Below are 18,245 nucleotides of genomic sequence, written 5' to 3'. Positions count from 1 at the left end.
GCCTGCCAATTCACCAGCCAGCCGGGGAGAGCCAAGGGCCATGGAAGTGTCACTGCTGAGTCATGTCATGGGGTCGATCTCGTCGGCCGCGATCGGCGCCGTCGCCCGCCTCGGCATCGCGGACGCGCTCGCCGACAGGCCGAAGACCGGCGCCGAGATCGCCGAAGCGATCGAAGCCGACCAGGTCTCGCTGGAATCGCTGATGCAGGCAGTCGCCGCGCTGGGGATCTTCACCGTCGACGAGGACCGCCGCTACGCCAACACCGCCGCCTCCGAGCAGCTCAAATCCGACCACCCGCAGTCCATCCGGCACCTGGCGTCGCTCATCTGCGGCCTCTACGGACAGGCGGCCGCGGGCGGGCTCGCGAAGGCGGTCAAGGACGGCACCGCGGTGATGCCCGCCGCGTTCGGGGTCTCGCTGTACGAGTACCTGGAGAACGACGCCGAGACCTCGCGGATCTTCGACCTCGCCATGCAGGACTGGTCCCGCCCGATCGGCGTGGTGCTGGCCGAGCACGTGCCCTTCGAGGACGTCCGCGTCGTGGTCGACGTCGGCGGCGGCAACGGCGCGCTGCTCAAGACGATCCTGGCAGCCCATCCGCACCTGTACGGCGTGTGCGTGGACCGGCCCGACACCTGCCGGCGCGCGGAAGCGGACCTCCGGGCCTCCGACGACGAAGACCTCAAGCAGCGCCTCACCTACCGCCCAGCGGACATCCTGAAGGAAATCCCCGAGGGCGGCGACCTCTACCTGATCAAGAACGTGTTGCACGACTGGAGCTCCGAGAGCAGCGTGCGGATCCTGTCGAACATCCGCACCGCGATGGCCGCCAGCGACAACCCGACGCTGCTGGTCATCGACCCGCTGGCCGAGCACGATTCCGGCGCGGCGTTTCGCAACGTGATCAAGATGGTGGTGGGCGAGACCCACGCCCGCGAACGCACCGAGGCCGACATCCGCCGCGAAGCCGCGGACGCGGGCCTGCACGTCGAGTCGATCACCCCGTGCCCGGCCGACCTCAGCGTCGCCACCTGCAAGCTGGCCGAGGCGCCGGCCACGGTCTGATCCGCACGTCGAGAACGCCACGGGCCGGGCGCCCGTGGCGTTCTTTCGCACCCCCGGAACGGAAACGCGCTGCCCCCTGAACCCGAACATTCGGACACCCCGCCTCCGGCCGCGATCCCGAAGCACACACCGAAAAAGCGGCTCCCCCGCCACACCGGCGGGGAAGCCGCGAAATCCTCTCTCGGGCCGGTGGCTCAGGCCACTCCGCTAGCCCTTGCGCGTCGAGCCAGTTCCTGGGCGAAGTCCTCCCAGATCCGGGAGTTGTCCCGGGACAGCTGAGTGACCATCTCGATGCAATGCGAGGGAACCGACGCCGCGATATCGGTCAACGCCTTCGCGCCCAGCACGTTGTCCCGGAACATCCGCAGCAGCCGACGGCCCAGTTCGCTCTGCCGCAACGACGGATCGCGCATCAGCACTTCCAGAGTGACCGCGGCCGGCACACCGGGTTCGGCAGGCTCCGGCGCGGGCGCGGCAGCCTTCGGGGCGGGCGTTTCGCCGGGGTCGCGACGATCCTGGCTCGGCACCGGACCCGAACCGCGCTCCAGGCGGCGGCGCACGTCGAGCGCGGTCGCGGGCGACACCCCGGCCGTCCTGGCCAGCTGGCGCAGCGACGCGTCCGGGTTCTCCCGCATCAGCTCGGCCACCCGCAGCCGGCCCTTCGCGCTGTTGAGCGGACGGACCTTGCCGTCCCGCCCGACCCGGAAATTCGACTGCGGCACCGAATCCGACGACCGCCGCAGCGCCGCGACGGCCTGCGCGCCGAGCCCGGTGGACTTCGCGATCGCCCGGTCGGACATGGTGGGATGAGTGCGGAGGATCCGCAGCGCGGCGGCGGAGCGGTCGGCTTGGGTCAACGGCAGACCGTGCTCGACGTTCGCCTCCACCGATTTGAGGAACGCGTCCTCCGGGCTGCCGTCGAAGAACTCGACGGCGATGGTGTGCTCGCCCTTGAGCGAGGCCGCCATCAGCCGGTGGATGCCGTCCACGACCCGCATCGTCGCGCGGTCCACCTGGATCGGAGGCAGCATCGTCTCCATCGCCGCCAGGCGCAGCACGTGCACCTTGTCCTCACCGTTGAGCCGAGGCGAATCGCCGGGAAGCAGGCGCACGATCGGCACCGCGTACACCCCCGGCCCGATCAGGTCGTAATCCTGCGGACCCGTTTCGGCAGAAGACACGTCGCTGTCTGCAAGCAACACTGTGCAAACCCCCATATGACGATGGAAAACCGGGGCGGACAGAGAATGGGAACGCTTTCCGTGACCGCGCCCACAGCGACCGCGCCGCAGCCGTCCGCCCCCAGACGCGGCCGCGCGAAAAACGGTCCCCATTATCGCGACAAACGTCGCCGGTCTTACAGGAAACATTCGCCGGAACACCCGACTTCATTGGCGGATGCCTCGCTTCCGACACTATTTCCGCGCCGATCCCCTAGCAACCCCTAGCCGATCACCCGGCACCCCTTACCGGGTCCGCCCCGCCCCTCGGATCGTCGGGGTGGGCAGTTGAACACCGGGCTGAACACCCGCGCGGCTGCGTATCTTTCGAGACGGGTGCGTGGAGCAGGTCGTGTCCGGGTGCCCGCCTACCGTTCACAATGCTTGGCAACGTTGAGAGGTGACGTTACGTGGGGCACAAGTTTTCCCTCGTCCTCAGCCGCGAGATCACCGAAGAAGAGTCGGTCACGCTGAAGGAGCTGGGGTTCAGCAACGCGACCTTCGGCACCGACTCGCTCCCGACCAACGCGGACATTCAGGTCACCAAGGTCGATTTCGACGAGAACGTTTCGCCGACGCTCGCCGAGGCGATCGAAGCGGCGCTCGCCGCGGTCAAGAAGGTCCCGGACCTGACCGTGCCCGGCCTGTCCGTGCCCGCCGTGCCGAGGCAGGCGTCGGAAGGCGATGTGATCGAAGGAGAGACCGTCGAGGCGGCCGCGGGCGCCGACAAGGCGTGAGGCGCGCACGAGAGCGCGGCGACCCGGCCGAGACCGGATCGCCGCGCTCTCGTGCGTTCAGTCCGGCAGCGCGTCCGCCGCTGTTCGGTCCAGTTGCGCCAGCAACGCGTCCGCCGCCAGCACCGCGCCGCGGCGTTCCCGCAGCTTGGCACTGATTTCGTCGAGGTTCGCGCGGATCCGCCCGTCGGCGGCGACCGCTTCCACGCTCTCCCGCAGCCGCGCCGCGGTCAGCTCCTCCGGCGCGAGGACCGCGCCGAAGCCCAGCTCCGCGGCGCGTTCGGCGTTGATCAACTGCTCAGCCTGCTGCGGCACCCCGACCAGCGGGACCCCGAAGAACAGCGCCTCCATCGTCGAGTTCATGCCGCAGTGCGAGACGAACGCCGAGGCCTCGCGCAGCACTTCGAGCTGCGGGAAATGCGGTCGCACGTCGATGTTGCCCGGCACCGGGCCCAGCTCCGCGAGGTCGACCTCCGCGCCCACCGACATCGCCACCTGCCATTCCGTGCCGCCGAAAGCGTCCAGGCAGCTGCGGTAAAATTCCAGGTTGTCGTTGAACAAAGTCCCGAGCGAGATGTACAGCAGCGGTTTCCCGTCGGGCTGCCAGTTCCCGGCGTCGGGTCGTTCGACGATCGTCGGCCCCGGGAAACGGAACCGGTCGTCGAAAGTCTCCCCCTTGATCTGGAATTCCCGGGGGATGAAAACGAGGTTGTGGTCGGCCGGATAGTCGAACATGTCGTAATCGGGGTCGACCCCGTTTTCCTCGGCGAAAGCGCGGACCTTGCGGCCCACCTCCTGCACGGCGCCGATGACCACCTCGACCGAGGCCGGGTCCGAAAGCGCTCCTTCGATGCCCATCACGGTGGCACGGAGCGAGAATTCCTTGTTGCTGGCGTGGGTGGGATGCATGGCGGCCAGCGGGACGCCGAGTTTCTGCGCGACCATCCGGCCGACCGGCGTCATCGCGTCGACGCAGAACAGCTCGGGCCGGTCCGCGGCGAAATGCTCCACCAGCCGGGGGAAGACCTCGACGACCGATTCGTAGAACTCCTCGAACCGCAGGCCGACGGTGCCGGCGTCGAGGAGTTTGCCGTCCCCGGGCGGCAGCGGCAGCCGGAACGGAGCCGGCACCGGCTCCGCACCCGCCGCGGCGACCTGGTCGAGCCGGGCCGGCGCGGTCGCGAAACTGACCCGGTGCCCGCGCGCGACCAGCTCGGACACCAGCGGCAGCGCGGGATTCACGTGGCCCTGCGCCGGGATGCTGACGAAAGCGATGTGCTTGCCCATGGATGTGCCCCTCTGCGAGATTCCTAGAACAGCGGTGGGGACCGAATCAGGAAAAGCCGGGGACTCCGCTCACATGTACGGGACGCCCGCTTCGGCCTCGACCGCTTCGGCGAAACCCTTGCGGCGCGCGTAAATCCGGGTGGTGACCTCGATCACGATGTACACGCCGATGAACTGCAGACCGCTGATCAGCGGCACGCTGTCGATCGGCAGGGTGTAGGCCAGCAGCACCCGCACCCCGGCGTCGAGCACGAGCACCACGCCCCAGATCGCGGTGATGACCCGGATGACGTGCCGGTAAGTCGGCGATTTGGCCCATTTGAGGTCGGCGCGCTCGCGGGCCTCGTCGGACATCATCGACCGGGTGAGCTGGAAGATGAACGGCATCCGCAGCAGGCTGAGCAGGATCCAGCCGCCGATCACCACCGTCAGCAGGCCGTCCTTGGCCAGCAGCAGCCGCGGGCTCCCGGTGACGAAGGAGATGACGATGCTGAACAGCATGACGCTCAGCGAAAACAGCGCGGTGACGTCGATCTTGCGTTGTTTGACGACCGTGTACACCGCGCGGAGCAGGGCGGGCGCCATGCCGATGGCGAGCGCGACCCACTGGTTGAGCCCCGCGCCGCGCAGACCGTAGAACAGCGCCATCGGGGCCGCCACGTTGATGCCGAGGTTGAGCAGCATCTCGCGGCGGATGTTCTTGGACTCGTGCTCGCTCGAGACGGACTGCACCGTGCTCGTCTGGCTGGTGTTCACTGGAATTCCTTTCAGGGGAGGAAAATCAGCTGCCGATGGTCGGTTCGGGCGGAGGCGGGCAGCAGCGCGTCGGGCGTCCAGCCGCCGTCCGGCCGGTCCGCGCGGACGCGGTCGACCAGGACGAACCAGACGGTCACCGCGACCGCGAGGTAGGCCGCCATGGTCAGCGCGAGCCGCAGTGGCTCAACGAGCGCCGCGGACGCCGAAGCCCCGCGCCCCCGGCGGTCGAGCGCGGCGGCGGTGTAGGCGACCGGCGGGCACACCGCCACCGCCCAGCGCAGCGCCCGCGCGTAGTCGGGATAGGTCTCCGGGCTGATCAGCACCGTGGCGCGGTCGGCGTAGTGCGTGGCCAGCAGGCGGGGGTCGCCGAGGTCCTCGAGCGTGGAGTACTCGGCCTCGCAGGTCGATTCGCCCAGTGCGATGCGTTCGTCGATTTCACTGGTGATCACGGCGCGCAGTTCCCGTTCGAGCTGCGGCCGCGCCCGACACGACACGTGCCGCAAAACGGCGGCCACGTACCGGTCGGTCAACGTCGCGATCATGCTGCCTCCTTTCGAGTGAACTGAGAGTGGTTGATCCTGTTCGCTGTGTAGGCGACTGAGGGCATGACGAAACCGGGCGCCGGAGACCCGTCGGGACCGGTGCCGCTGGCCCGCCGGACTGGCTAGCCGGCTCTGTTCAGGTAGGCGAGGACCGCCAGCACGCGGCGGTTGCTGCTGTCGTCGTCGGTGATGCCGAGCTTGCCGAACAGGGAGGTGGTGTACTTGCTGATCGCGCTGTCGCCGAGGAAGAGACGCTTGGCGATCGCCTGGTTGGACAGCCCTTCGGCCATCAGGCCGAGCACCGAGTGCTCGCGTTCGGTCAGTGCTTCCAGCCGGCGGTTCGAACTGCCGCTGGCGAGCAGTCTGCTGATCACCACCGGGTCCATCGCGGTGCCGCCGCCCGCCACGCGCTCCAGCGCGTCCATGAACTGGTCGGCGTCGAACACGCTTTCCTTCAGGAAGTACCCGACGCCGCCGGTGCCGTCGGCCAGCAGTTCGCGGGCGTAGAGCTGTTCGACGTGCTGGGAGAGGATCAGCACCGGCAGGCCCGGCATCTCGCTGCGGGCGGCCAGCGCCGCGCGCAGCCCCTCGTCGGACTGGGTCGGCGGCATCCGGACGTCGAGGATGGACACGTCCGGCTTCAGGGTCCGCAGGGCTTCCAGGGTCTCCGGGCCGGTGGAGGCCGTGCCGACCACCGTGTGGCCGTACGCCTCCAGCAGGCGGACCATTCCGTCCCTCAGCAGATACAGGTCCTCGGCAACGACTACTCGCACGGCACGCTCATCCTCACTCGGGTCGGACCGCCCACGGGGCTGGTGATCTTCAGGTCGCCATCGAACACCGCCAGGCGCCGCCGCAGTCCGGCGAGCCCCCCGCCGTTCTGTTCGTTCGCCCCGCCCTTGCCGTCGTCCTCCACTTCGATGGCGATGCTGGTGGAGTCCCGGGCGATCAGGACGGTCGCCTTCGTCGCGCTCGCGTGCTTGGCCGCGTTGGTCAGCAGCTCGGCGACGCCGAAGTACAGCGCGGACTCGATGGGCGCGTCCAGGCTCAGCTGCACATCCGTGCTGACTGTCGTTTCGAGCGGGCTGTCCAGCGCGAAGGCGCGCACCGCGTCGGTCAGTCCTCGTTCGTTCAGCACCGCGGGCCGGATGCCGCGGACGAGTTCGCGGAGTTCGGACAGCGAGGCGGCCGCACCGGCCCGCGCATCCCGCAGCAGCGCCCGCGCGGTTTCCGGGTCGTTTTCCATGAGTTTTTCCGCGGTGGCCAGCGAAAGCCCGAGCCCCACCAGCCGCGCCTGTGCGCCGTCGTGCAGGTCGCGCTCGATCCGGCTGATCTCCGCGGCCTGCGCGACCGTGGTGTCCGCGCGCTGGGCGGTCAGCTCGTCCACCCGGTCGGCCAGGATCATCGCGGGCGAGCCGCGCAGGAACCGGTCGGTCACGGGCGCGATGACCCGCCAGGCGTAGGGCGCGGCGCCCACCGCCGCGACCAGGCCGACCCCCGCGAGCAGGATGCTGACCAGGCCCGGGGCGAGGATCCCCCAGACCAGGCAGGCGACCCCGGCGAGCGGGACGGCCGCCGCGATCCCGGCCGTGAACGGCGCGATCCAGACGAATCGCAGATCGCGCCAGGTGGCGGGGTCGCTCCAGAGCATCCGCAGCCGCTGGTCCTTTTCGGCCTCGCGGCGGCTCTTCGCGTACGAAGACCCGTTCCACCAGTACCCGGTGGACATCTGCACCGCCGGCACCGGTTCCCGGTACCCGCCGGGCACGACCACGCCGGTCCAGCTCCGGCGGAAGAACCGGAAGGTCCGGCAGATCGGCCGGGCGAGCAGGAAGGTGGCCACCACCGCCCACAGCGCGGGCACGGTCGCCGCCCACGGGCTGCCCCACGCGATCATCAGCCACACCGCGGCGGCCCACACGGCCGGGACGACCATGCTGACCGCGGTCAGCGCCGCTGCCCGCCAGAACCCCGTCCCGGCGTCCGCCGCCCACTTCACCAGCCCTCGCATGGCCATGTCCTCTTCCCCTTCGCGCCGGTCCCGTCGATCGGATCTGAGACAAGTCTGCACCGCGAGGTGACCCGTTGTCCGCACCGAGCCACCCGGAGTAGGGCTAGCCCCACCAGGCTGGGCGCACAAGCCCCGCCCCTTGCCCCACCCGAGTCCGACACAACCGCCGAATCGGACGTTTCCGACCTGCCGCGCCGCTCGTTCGGCCCAGTGATTCTGGCCGGTGCGCCGGGGGCTGCGGGCAACGGCCCCGGCTGGGCGGACGCTGGCCGATGATGTCGCGGCTGTCGATGGCCTGCCGTAGTTGGTTTTCGCGCAGGCCGGCGGCGGTACCCGTCAGGGCGATCGAGGCATGTGCGGACAGGATCAGGGCGTGGTCGACAGCGTCGTTGGTGAAGGCTCCGTCCCGACGGCTGCAGAGGTTGATCGCACCCGGGAGACAATCGGATCTGCCGTCGGGCAGCAAAGCCACCGCCGGCAAGGATCCACATGACACCACCGACCCCGACAACCAAAAACAATTCGGCCTCGTACTCGAAGCGATGATGGCCACCCGGCGAACCCGGATGTCGGACAACACTGGCGAGGGCCTGGACCATGCCCGAGCCGCACCCTCGGCCGGCCGCCTCCGCCATCGCGGCCTCGACGGCCCCAGACCGAGCGCGCCGGAAATGTCGTTGTTCCACAGATTCAGCAGCGCGGCCGCTCATCGCGGCACGCGATAGCAGTGATCCGCGCGAGACACTTTCCGGTCTTCGTATTTTTGGAAGAATCATGAGGAAGCTAATCTTCCTCGTTCTTTTGGGAAAGGCGGAGAAAATGTCGGAAATCAGCAGGCGGGGTGCGCTCGGCGCGGGTGCGGGAATCGCCGCCGCGACTGCGCTCGGGACGGCGGGGGCGAGCACGGCGGAACCTGCCAAAACGACCACGCCGTCGCATGTTTTCCCGCTCGCCAAATCTGCGCCGGCCGTCCATGACGGCGGGACGTTGCGCGGAGCCCACGAGAAGAACTTCCCGGTCCTGGCCGGTCAGCAGGGCTCGGTGTACCTGGTGCACCTCGACCCCGGCGGGGTCCGCGAGCCGCACTGGCACCCGTCCGCGTGGGAGCTGAGCTACATCATTTCCGGCAAGTCGGACTGGAGCATTCTCGGCACGCACGAGGACGGCAGCTATCACAACGAAGTTTTCAGCGCGAGCGCAGGGGAACTCGTCTTCGCCCCGCAGGGGTTCTTTCACTATTTCGCGAATTCCAGCACCACCGAAGGCCTGGACGTGCTCGTCATGTTCAACACCAGTACCGGGGAGCCGAACGACGACATCGGCATCGTCGGGACGCTGAACTCGCTGCCGAGGGAGATTCTCGCCGCCTCGTTCGGGGTTCCGGTGTCCGCGTTCGCCGCGATCCCCAAGGACCTCAAGCCGGTGGTCATCACCCGCCGCCGGTAGTGGCAGCGCACACACATGGTAGACGGTCGCGCACTGACAGTGGTACTCCGGAGTAGTGATCGATCCGGTGCTGCTGCGCACTTTTCTCGCCGTGGCCGAGGCAGGCGGGTTCTCCGAAGCCGCCCGCCGGCTGGATCTCGGGCAGTCGACGGTGAGCCAGCACGTCCGCCGCCTCGAGACGGCGCTCGGCAGCGTGCTGTTCGAGCGCGACACGCACAGCGTGCGGCTCACCGGCGACGGCGAGACGATGACCGGATTCGCCCGTGGCATGCTCGACCAGCAGGACCGCGCACTGCGATATTTCTCCCGGCCGGGCGCACGCGGGCGGGTCCGGTTCGGGGTGTGCGAGGACTTCCTGCTCGGCCACGCCGCGGACGTCCTCGGTCGGTTCCGCAGCGCGTATCCGGGGATCGACCTCGAACTGTCGGTCGAGCTGAGCGAGGTGCTGCACTCCCGGCTCGCCGACGGAGACCTCGACCTGGTGCTGGCCAAGCGCGACTCCGGACAGGGCGTGCGACGGGATCCGCTCGTGTGGGTGAGCTCGCCCGGACTGGACCTGATCCCGGGCGAGCCGCTGCCGCTGGTCCTCTACCCGGAGCCGAGCGTCACCCGGGCCCGCGCACTGAACGCGTTGCGCCGTAACGGTGTCCAGTGGCGGATCGGCTGCGTCAGCGAACGGCTCAACGGCCTACGGGTCGCGCTCGAAGCAGGACTCGGCGTCGGCCTGTTCGCGGCGTCCGTGGTCCCGGACGGGCTGGTCCCGATCAGCGGGTTGCCCGATCCGGGATCGGTGACGTTCGTGCTGAGCCACCGGGGAACGGCACGGGGCTCGGCGGCGGCGTTGGCGGACACGATCCTGTCGGCCCAATGGAGTCGATCGCCGCTCACCTTTCGGCAGCCACCGCTTCCGCAGCGATAGCCGAAGCGGGCCGGAAGACCTCCCGCGACTCCGAAAACACCTTCACCAGCCGTACCAGGCTCCGCGCGATCGATTCGGGTCAGGTCTGCCAACGCCCGATCAGCAGCGCGTCGGCGCCCAGCGCCTCCTCGGCCTTATCGATTTCGTGTCCCGCGGAAGTCATTACAGAACCCGCTTTGTCACTCACGACCCCTTTGCAAAGCGCGCACATGGGCATCAATCAGACACTACTCGCCTGGAAGTGTCCCGTGTGGACGGTCGGGGTGCGGCTGGCTCTCGTCGGCCGGTCCAGATCCGCGACACTGAAGGCTCCCTTCACCGCATCGGACGCGGTGAAGGGAGCCTTCAGTCCGGCATGGGCGGCCCGCGAACACGGCGCGTTTGCCTTACCCTCAATAGAACCGCCCTTACCACTCACGAGGCCGAAGATCAGCCGCCGGTCGGCACCCCCGCCCGCGCTTCCTGCGACGTCAGGGGCCGCAGCGACAACGTGTACTCGTAGGTGCGGTCCTGCCGGACCTGGCTGCGTTCCCGCACCGGGTTGGGCGTGTCCCCGACGCCGGTCACGGCGTGGCTCGCGTGCAGCGTGAACCAGCCCTTGTTGCGCTGCAGCTGGAACGGGTACGCGGCCCGGTCGAGGTCGTCGAACGGTGTCACGCTGACGTCGTTCGCACCCCCGACCAGCAGGCCACCGGTCCGGCCGTCGGTGAGCAGCGCCCACCGGCTGTCGGTGTGGTTGCCGTGGTCCTGCGGCCGGTGGTACTCGACGTACTGCTGATCCACGGTGCTCGACTGCACGCCGATCGGGGTCCCGTCCTTGCGATCGACATAACTCTCGGCCTTCCGCCCGTACCAGGCGAACCGGTCGTACCGATCCGGCACGGCGAGCGAGACCCCGATCCGGGGCAGGTACGGCAAAGTGCGCACACTCCCCTGCGGCACCACCTTGTTGCCGAGGCTCAGCGTCCCGGTCCGGTCGACCGTGTAGGTCATCGTCTGGTCGAACCAGGCCCCGGTGACGTCCGGCGCCGCGACCCGGCTGTCCACGACCACCCGTGCGCTTCGTGTCCCGTCCTTCTCGACCCGGACACCCGTGACAGCGGTCTTCAACCGGTCGAGCCCGGCCTTGCGCCAGTCCTCACCCTCGGCCCGGCCCCACGCGAAGGTCTCGTTGCTGATGGGCGCCCGCCACGCGTCGAGCTTCGGTCCCCCGGTCAGCAGTTCCTTGCCCTGGTGCCGGATCGACGTCAGCGCGCCGGTGGCTTTGTCCACTTTGTACGTGACGCCCGCGGCCGACGTGGTGACCGAAGCCGCGTCCTCCGCGACGTCGACGGACTTCCCGTCGAGCGGAGTCCGGTCCAGGCCCGGGACCCGCTTGCCGCCCAGGGAGAACTGATCGTGCGCCAGGACGTGTCCCCGCGCGAGCATCGGTTCGCCCTTCGTCGTCACCGCCTCGACGGTGAGGAACCGCTCACGATCGCCCGGATTCGCCGGAACCGGCAAGGAAATCTTCCCGGTCGAGGCGGCTCCGACCCGCAACAGCTGTTCGCCGCGCGCGACGATCCGGGAGCCCTCCTGGACCCGCCAGCGCAGGTTCAGCTCGTCGGTGCCCTTGAACTGCCGCTCGTTGGTCACCGACAGAACACCGCCGGAGTAGGCGAACCGGAGCGGCTGATGCGCCCACGCCATCTGCGCGGTCTCCGGCTGCACCGAACGATCCGAGCCGATCAGACCGTCCACACCGGACAGACTCGACCCGTACGAGAGGTGGCTCCCCCGGTCGGCGACACTGTCGAAGTCCAGCGCCAGCAACGCCCCGTCCGCGGGGGTATCGCCGGACAACTCCGCGACGGAAAGCGGCTTGTCGTAGATCCGGACGTCGTCGACGGCGCCGCGACCCATCCAGCCGATACTCGACGGGTCGTTCCACGACGTCTCGAAGTCGCGGCCGACGTTGACCTCGGCCGACGACGAGTCGATCGCGCCGGTGAACGGTTTGCTCCCGATCTCCTTGCCGTCGAGGTACAGCCGCAGGGCTGTGCCGTCGTAGGTACCGCTCACGCGGTGCCAGTTGCCGTAGAAGTCGGCAGGCACCTTGGCCTGGACCGCCTGCCACGTTCCACTGTGGATGAAGAACTCCAGGGTGTCCTGCGTCTTCATCTTGAGCGCGTACTGGTGGTCGCCCTTGCCGAGGATGCGGAAGTCACCGGTCCACTTCCCCGGCTTGACCCACGCGTCGAGGGTGAGCGCCTTTCCGGTGATGTCGAGTCTCCGGTCGCGGTACACCTCGACGAAATCGTCCAATCCGGACAGTCCCAGCGCCTTGCCGCGATGGCCCTCGACCAGATCCGGTTTCCCGGTCACGTGCGCCGAGATGTCGTTGCCCGAAGAATCCGGGGTGGTCCGGATCTGCTGCCGGATGTTCTGCTCGGCCCAGTCCCAGATGAAGCCGCCCTGCGTCTGGGGATTCGCGCGGATGGTGTCCCAGAACTCTCGGAAATTTCCCAGGCTGTTGCCCATCGCGTGGGCGTACTCGCCGAAGATCAGCGGTTTGGTGGTGTTCTTCGCCTGTTCGGCGAACTTCTCCGGAGACGGATACCTCGGCCCCCAGACGTCGGCGAAGGGCGCGTCGCCGTCGGGGCTGTTGGACTGGTGGTAGATCGGCCGGGTCGGCTCGTTCGCGTCGAGCCATTCCGCCAGCGCGAAGTGGTGCGCGCCGAGGCCTGCCTCGTTGCCGGTGTCCCACAGGAAGACGCTCGGGTGGTTCTTGTCCCGTTCGACCATGCCGATCATGCGGTCGAAGAACGCGTCCCGCCAAGCCGGGTCGTTCGCCTGGCAGTAGCTCGCGCAGTTCTCGTGGTTGTGGGTCTCGATGTCGATCTCGTCGTCGATCCAGAGCCCGTGCCGGTCGGCCAGTTCGTAGAAGTAGGGGTCCGACGGATAGTGGGAGGTCCGGACGGCGTTGACATTGAGCTGCTTCATCAGCGCGACGTCACGTTCCTGCGCCTTCCGCGGCACATGTCTCCCGTGGTCCGGGTCGGTCTCCGCACGGTTGACGCCCTTGAACAACACTCGCTTCCCGTTGACCAGCAGTTGCTTGTCGCGGATCTCGATCTCGCGGAACCCGACCGTCTCGCTGGTGATGTGCGTGACGCGGCCGTCGGACGCGGTCAGCGTGAGGACGGCCGTGTACAGGTTCGGCGTCTCGTCCGTCCACTTCGCGGGGTTGCGGACGGGCAGGCTCAGCGCGGTCTCGCCACCCGCGTCGACCTCTCCGCTCGTCGTCCCGACCTCCTTGCCCGCCGCGTCACGCAGGCTCAGCCCGACGCGGTGCCTGCCCGTCGTCCCACCGGGTTTGGCGGCGACCTCGACCGCGGCCTCGAGGGTGGCGTCGGTGTAGGTCGCGTCGAGGTCGGTCGTCAGCCCGACGTCCTGGATGAACGTCCCCGGCGCCGAATGCAGGGTCACCGAACGGAAGATGCCGGAGTACCGCCACTGGTCGACGTCTTCGAGGTAGGCGCCCGCGCTCCAGCGGTGCACCTGCACGGCGATCCGGTTCGGCCCGGGCCGCAGCGCGGACGAGATGTCGAACTCCGCCGGCGTGTACCCACCCTGGTCGTAGCCGATGTACGTGCCGTTGACCCAGACGAAGTACGCCGACGTCACGCCGTCGAAGCGCAGGAATGTCCTGTTCTTTGTCCAGTCCGCGGGCAGCGGGAAGTCCCGGACGTAGGCGCCCGTCGGATTCACGTCACGCGGGACGCGCGGCGGATCGTCGGGCTGGATCTCGGTGGCGATGTTGCGGAAGATCGGGTGGTCCAGACCGTCTGTCTGCCACGTGTGCGGCACGGAAACCTCGCGCCAGCGTGAAGCGTCGTAGCCGTCCTCGTGGAAACCGGCCGGGACCTGGGACGGGTTGTCCGCCATCGCGATCCGCCACTTGCCGTCGAGCGACAGCGTGTAGGGACTGCGCTCGTCCCGGCGGGCGGCGGCGGAAACGTCCGCGTACGGCTTCAGGAAGGCGTGCGGTGGCTCCTGCCCTTCCGCCACCTTTCGTGGATCGTCGAGATAGGACTGGACGTCGGCGGGTGGGCCGCCAGCCGCGGCCGGGGATCCGGCGGCGACGAGGGTCCCGGCGAGCAACGCCAGGACCAGGATCATGGGGCGTGTTCGCAGCACTGCGTTCAACCTCCCAGAGAGTTCAGCTGAGCCGGAAGCTGACCCGTTGACCATCCCGCACCCCGGCACCGGGACGGAAGACCAAGATCCTTCCAAGGTCGTGGGCCAAACAGGTGGCAGGTTTCCCCCGGCAGGCGGAACGACACCGCCCACTCACGACCGTCAGGAAGCGGCCCTCGCCCGCCGTTTGGTCCAGATGTCGTAGGCGACGGCGGCGAGCAGCACGAACCCCTTGACCAGGTTCACGCTCTCGGTCGGCGCGCCGATGAGGGACATGCCGTTGTTGATGACGCCCATGATCAGGCCGCCGGTGATCGCGCCGACCACCTTGCCGACCCCGCCCTGGACGGCGGCGCCGCCGATGAAGGCCGCCGCGATCGCGTCGAGTTCGAACATGTTGCCCGCCGTCGGCCCGGCCTGGTTGAGCCGTCCGGCGACGATGACACCGGCGATCGCGGACAGCACGCCCATGTTGACGAAGATCCAGAACGTGACCGCCTTGACCTTCACCCCGGACAGCGTCGCGGCCTGCAGGTTCCCGCCGATGGCGTAGATGTGGCGGCCGAACACGGCCCGCGTGGTCACCAGTGAATACCCGATCACCAGCACCGACAGCAGGATCAGCACCCACGGCAGGTTCTTGTACCGCGCCAGCTGGACCACCACGAACAGCACGACGGCGGCCGCCGCGGCGATCTTCAGCAGGAACATCGGCAGCGGGTCGACCTCCTGCAGGTAGTTCAGGCGGGCTGTGCGCTTGCGCCACTGCGAGAGGATCGCGCAGCCGATCGCGAGGACACCGACCAGCAGGCTGACCAGGTCCGCGCCGCCGAGCGGGCCGAGACCGATGTTGCCGAGATAGCCGCCGGTGAAGCCGTTGGCCAGCGTCCGCACCGCGTCCGGGAACGGGCCGATCCCCTGGTTTCCCAGCACGGTCAAGGTCAGCGCGCGGAAGATCAGCATCCCCGCCAGCGTCACGATGAACGCGGGGATGCCGAAATAGGCGACCCAATAGCCCTGCCACGCGCCGATCACCGCGCCGACGACCAGCGTGACGAGCAACGCAAGCGGCCACGCCATGCCGACGTTCACCATCAGCACGGCCGAGATCGCGCCGGTCAGCGCCACCACCGAACCGGCGGACAGATCGATGTGGCCGGCGATGATGATCAGGATCATGCCGATCGCGAGGATCAGCACGTACGAGTTCTGCACGATCAGGTTCGAGATGTTCTGCGGTTCCAGCAGCGCGCCGCCGGTCAGGATCGAGAACAGCACGACGATCAGCGCGAACGCGACGTAGATCCCGCTTTGGCGCGGGTTGAACGAGATCCGCCGCGGCGCTCGTGGCGGAGTGGCTCCCTTCCGGTCCGGGACACCGGTGATCGTGTCTGCGGAGGCGGTGCTCATGACTTACTCCTGTTCCCTGGTCATCGCGCGCATGAGGACCTCCTGCGTCGCCTCGGCCCGGCCGACCTCGCCGGTGATCCGGCCCGCCGACAACGCGTAGATCCGGTCGCACAGGCCGATCAGCTCCGGCAGCTCGGACGAGATGACCAGCACGGCCTTCCCTTCGTCGGCGAGCCGGTTGATGATCGTGTAGATCTCGTATTTCGCGCCGACGTCGATGCCACGCGTCGGCTCGTCGAGGATCAGGACGTCCGGATCGGTCAGGATCCACTTGGACAGGACGACCTTCTGCTGGTTGCCGCCGGACAGCGTGCCCGTCACGCTCTTCACGTCCGGCGCCTTGATGTTCATGCTCTTGCGGAATTCCTCGGCGACGCGGTGTTCTTCATTCTCGTCCACCCAGCCCCGCCGGGCGAGTTTGCCGAGCGCCGCGCCGGAGACGTTGCGCTGGATGTCCTCGATGAGGTTGAGCCCGTACCGTTTGCGGTCTTCGGTGGCGTAGGCGAGGCCGTGCCCGACGGCCTCGCCGACCGTCCGGGCCTCGATCTCCTTGCCGTCCTTGACCAGACGTCCGGAGATGTCCTTGCCGTACGAACGGCCGAACACGCTCATCGCGAGTTCGGTCCGCCCGGCGCCCATCAGTCCCGCCAGCCCGACGATCTCGCCGCGCCGCAGCGTCAGGCTCGCGCGGTCGACGACCACCCGGCCGTGTTGCGTGGGACTGTGCACGGTCCAGTCCTCGATCCGCAGCACCTCGTCACCGATCCGCGGTTCCCTTGGCGGGAAACGGTTCTCGAGCTTCCGCCCGACCATCCCGGCGATGATCCGGTCTTCGGTGACCGTCGCCGCGTCCAGCGTCTCGATCGTCCTGCCGTCACGCAGGATGGTGATCGAGTCGGCGATCGCGGCGATCTCGTTGAGCTTGTGCGAGATCAGGACACAGGTGACGCCGTCGTCACGGAGACCTCGCAGCAGTTCGAGCAGATGCGCCGAATCGTCGTCGTTGAGCGCGGCGGTCGGCTCGTCGAGGATCAGCAGCTTGACCTCTTTGGACAGTGCCTTGGCGATCTCGACCAGCTGCTGCTTGCCGACGCCGATGTCGAGCACCGGCGTCACCGGGTTCTCCCGCAGGCCGACGCGCCGCATCAGTTCGCCCGCCCGCTGGTTGGTCCGGTTCCAGTCGATCAGGCCGCCACGCGCCTTCTCGTTGCCGAGGAAGATGTTCTCCGCGATGGACAACTGCTGGCAGAGGGCGAGCTCCTGATGGATGATCACGATGCCGCGGCGTTCGCTGTCGCGGATCGCGGAGAACGCGCACGGCTCGCCGTCGAAGACGATCTCGCCGTCGTACGAGCCGTGCGCGTAGACGCCCGAGAGCACCTTCATCAGCGTGGACTTGCCCGCGCCGTTCTCGCCGCAGATCGCGTGAATCTCGCCCCGGCGCACCGAAAGGTTCACGTCTTGCAGTGCCTTGACCCCGGGGAAGGATTTGGTGATCCCCCGCATCCGAAGGATTTCGTCGGTCACGTCGGCTACCTCAGCTGTTCCGCGGTGTAATAACCGGAGTCGACGAGTTCCTTCTGGTAGTTCCCCTTGTTCAGGATCACCGACTCCAGCAGGAACGCCGGGACGACCTTCTTCCCGTTGTCGTAGTCCTTGCTGTTGTTGACCTCGGCCTTGCCGCCCTTGAGCACCGCATCGGCCATCTCGACCGTGGTCTCGGCGAGCTTGCGGGTGTCCTTGAAGATGGTCGAGTACTGCTCGCCGGCGATGATGGACTTCACCGACGCGACCTCGGCGTCCTGGCCGGTCACGACCGGATACGGCTGACCCGGGGTGCCGTAGCCATTGCTCTTGAGCGCTGACAGGATCCCGATGGAAAGCCCGTCGTAGGGCGAGAGCACGCCTTGGACCTTGTCGCCCGAACTGTAGGTCTTGGTCAGCAGGTCTTCCATGCGTCGCTGCGCCGTCGCCGCCTGCCAGCGCAGGATCGCCGCGACGTTGAACGCGGTCTGGCCGCTCTTGACGACCAGTGTCCCGTTGTCCAGGTACGGCTTCAGCACCGACATGGCGCCGTTGAAGAAGAACGTCGCGTTGTTGTCGTCGGGCGAACCGGCGAACAGTTCGACGTTCAGCGGCCCCTTGGCCTCACCCGGCGAACCGTCCTCCTTGAGCACCTCGAGACCGGTGAGCAGCGACGTCGCCTGCTGCACGCCGACCTTGAAGTTGTCGAAGGTCGCGTAGTAGTCGACGTTGGGAGTGTTGCGGATCAGCCGGTCGTAGGCGATGACCGGGATCTTCTTGTCCGCGGCCTCCTGCAGCTGCGTGGTGATCGCGGTGCCGTCGATCGAAGCGATCACGAGCAGCTTCGCGCCCTTGGTGATCTGGTTCTCGATCTGGTTGACCTGGGTGGGGATGTCGTCCTCGGCGTACTGCAGGTCGACCTGGTAGCCCATTTTCTCCAGCGCCGCCTTGATGTTGTCGCCGTCGTGGATCCAGCGCTCCGACGATTTGGTCGGCATGGTGACACCGACGAGACCACCCGCGGCGCCGCCCGCCGCTTGCTGTTGTCCGCCGGTCTTCTCACTCGAACCGCAGGCCGCCAAAGCCAGTCCGGCGGTGATGGCCACGGCGGCCAGTTTCGTGAACTTCATTGTTCCTTCTCTCCGGTGGGG

The 18,245-nt window shown here is 68.1% G+C and carries 14 protein-coding genes; 4 read left to right on the top strand and 10 right to left on the bottom strand.

Annotated features, from left to right (window positions below):
- The first annotated feature begins 40 nt into the window (after positions 1 to 40).
- Entirely contained in the window at positions 41 to 1,066 is a 1,026-nt protein-coding gene (locus ACLJRM_RS21045; RefSeq protein WP_410664036.1) for a methyltransferase, read from the top strand.
- 194 nt (positions 1,067 to 1,260) lie between these two features.
- Here the strand turns inward: ACLJRM_RS21045 and ACLJRM_RS21040 are convergent, their stop codons facing one another.
- The gene (locus tag ACLJRM_RS21040; RefSeq protein ID WP_233224168.1) at positions 1,261 to 2,247 is read right to left on the bottom strand and encodes a transcriptional regulator; all 987 of its coding nucleotides are present in this window, start codon (positions 2,245 to 2,247) and stop codon (positions 1,261 to 1,263) included.
- A gap of 449 nt (positions 2,248 to 2,696) precedes the next feature.
- Here ACLJRM_RS21040 and ACLJRM_RS21035 point away from each other — a divergent pair, with 449 nt between their 5' ends.
- Entirely contained in the window at positions 2,697 to 3,023 is a 327-nt protein-coding gene (locus ACLJRM_RS21035) for a hypothetical protein (protein ID WP_410600940.1), read from the top strand.
- A gap of 57 nt (positions 3,024 to 3,080) precedes the next feature.
- On the opposite strand, the gene ACLJRM_RS21030 is transcribed toward ACLJRM_RS21035, so the two are convergent.
- From ACLJRM_RS21030 to ACLJRM_RS21010, 5 genes are all read right to left on the bottom strand, one after another.
- Positions 3,081 to 4,307 (bottom strand): macrolide family glycosyltransferase, encoded by a 1,227-nt coding sequence (locus ACLJRM_RS21030; protein ID WP_410664035.1) that lies wholly within the window; start codon positions 4,305 to 4,307, stop codon positions 3,081 to 3,083.
- A gap of 69 nt (positions 4,308 to 4,376) precedes the next feature.
- Positions 4,377 to 5,063, bottom strand: coding sequence for a VC0807 family protein (locus tag ACLJRM_RS21025; protein ID WP_410600938.1), 687 nt, complete (start codon positions 5,061 to 5,063; stop codon positions 4,377 to 4,379).
- 11 nt (positions 5,064 to 5,074) lie between these two features.
- Entirely contained in the window at positions 5,075 to 5,605 is a 531-nt protein-coding gene (locus tag ACLJRM_RS21020; protein WP_410664034.1) for a hypothetical protein, read from the bottom strand.
- 122 nt (positions 5,606 to 5,727) lie between these two features.
- Positions 5,728 to 6,378, bottom strand: coding sequence for a response regulator (locus ACLJRM_RS21015; protein ID WP_410601327.1), 651 nt, complete (start codon positions 6,376 to 6,378; stop codon positions 5,728 to 5,730).
- Positions 6,369 to 7,616: a sensor histidine kinase gene (locus ACLJRM_RS21010; RefSeq protein WP_410664033.1), complete on the bottom strand. Its 1,248-nt coding sequence runs from the start codon at positions 7,614 to 7,616 to the stop codon at positions 6,369 to 6,371. The genes ACLJRM_RS21015 and ACLJRM_RS21010 overlap by 10 nt, the downstream gene beginning before the upstream one ends.
- Positions 7,617 to 8,435: 819 nt before the next feature.
- Here ACLJRM_RS21010 and ACLJRM_RS21005 point away from each other — a divergent pair.
- Together ACLJRM_RS21005 and ACLJRM_RS21000 are read left to right on the top strand one after the other, a co-directional pair.
- Positions 8,436 to 9,062 carry a cupin domain-containing protein gene (locus ACLJRM_RS21005; protein WP_410664032.1) on the top strand — a complete coding sequence of 209 codons (627 nt, stop codon included), beginning with the start codon at positions 8,436 to 8,438 and terminating at the stop codon, positions 9,060 to 9,062.
- Positions 9,063 to 9,117: 55 nt separating this feature from the next.
- Complete coding sequence (locus tag ACLJRM_RS21000) at positions 9,118 to 9,981, top strand: LysR family transcriptional regulator (RefSeq protein ID WP_410664031.1); 864 nt, start codon at positions 9,118 to 9,120, stop codon at positions 9,979 to 9,981.
- Between the two features lie 429 nt (positions 9,982 to 10,410).
- On the opposite strand, the gene ACLJRM_RS20995 is transcribed toward ACLJRM_RS21000, so the two are convergent.
- The 4 genes from ACLJRM_RS20995 to chvE all read right to left on the bottom strand — a co-directional run bounded on the left by ACLJRM_RS20995 (position 10,411) and on the right by chvE (position 18,224).
- Positions 10,411 to 14,160 (bottom strand): glycoside hydrolase family 2 TIM barrel-domain containing protein, encoded by a 3,750-nt coding sequence (locus ACLJRM_RS20995; protein WP_410664030.1) that lies wholly within the window; start codon positions 14,158 to 14,160, stop codon positions 10,411 to 10,413.
- Between the two features lie 162 nt (positions 14,161 to 14,322).
- Positions 14,323 to 15,570: a multiple monosaccharide ABC transporter permease gene (gene mmsB / locus ACLJRM_RS20990; protein ID WP_101607455.1), complete on the bottom strand. Its 1,248-nt coding sequence runs from the start codon at positions 15,568 to 15,570 to the stop codon at positions 14,323 to 14,325.
- Positions 15,571 to 15,573: 3 nt separating this feature from the next.
- Entirely contained in the window at positions 15,574 to 17,097 is a 1,524-nt protein-coding gene (gene mmsA / locus ACLJRM_RS20985; RefSeq protein WP_174720408.1) for a multiple monosaccharide ABC transporter ATP-binding protein, read from the bottom strand.
- A 5-nt stretch (positions 17,098 to 17,102) separates the two neighbouring features.
- Entirely contained in the window at positions 17,103 to 18,224 is a 1,122-nt protein-coding gene (gene chvE, locus ACLJRM_RS20980) for a multiple monosaccharide ABC transporter substrate-binding protein (protein ID WP_410664029.1), read from the bottom strand.
- Positions 18,225 to 18,245 lie beyond the last annotated feature (21 nt).

The organism is Amycolatopsis sp. lyj-84, from assembly GCF_046549075.1.
GTDB lineage: Bacteria > Actinomycetota > Actinomycetes > Mycobacteriales > Pseudonocardiaceae > Amycolatopsis.
The sequence above is the reverse complement of the archived record's forward strand: the minus strand, read 5'-3'. Positions and strand labels throughout refer to the sequence as shown.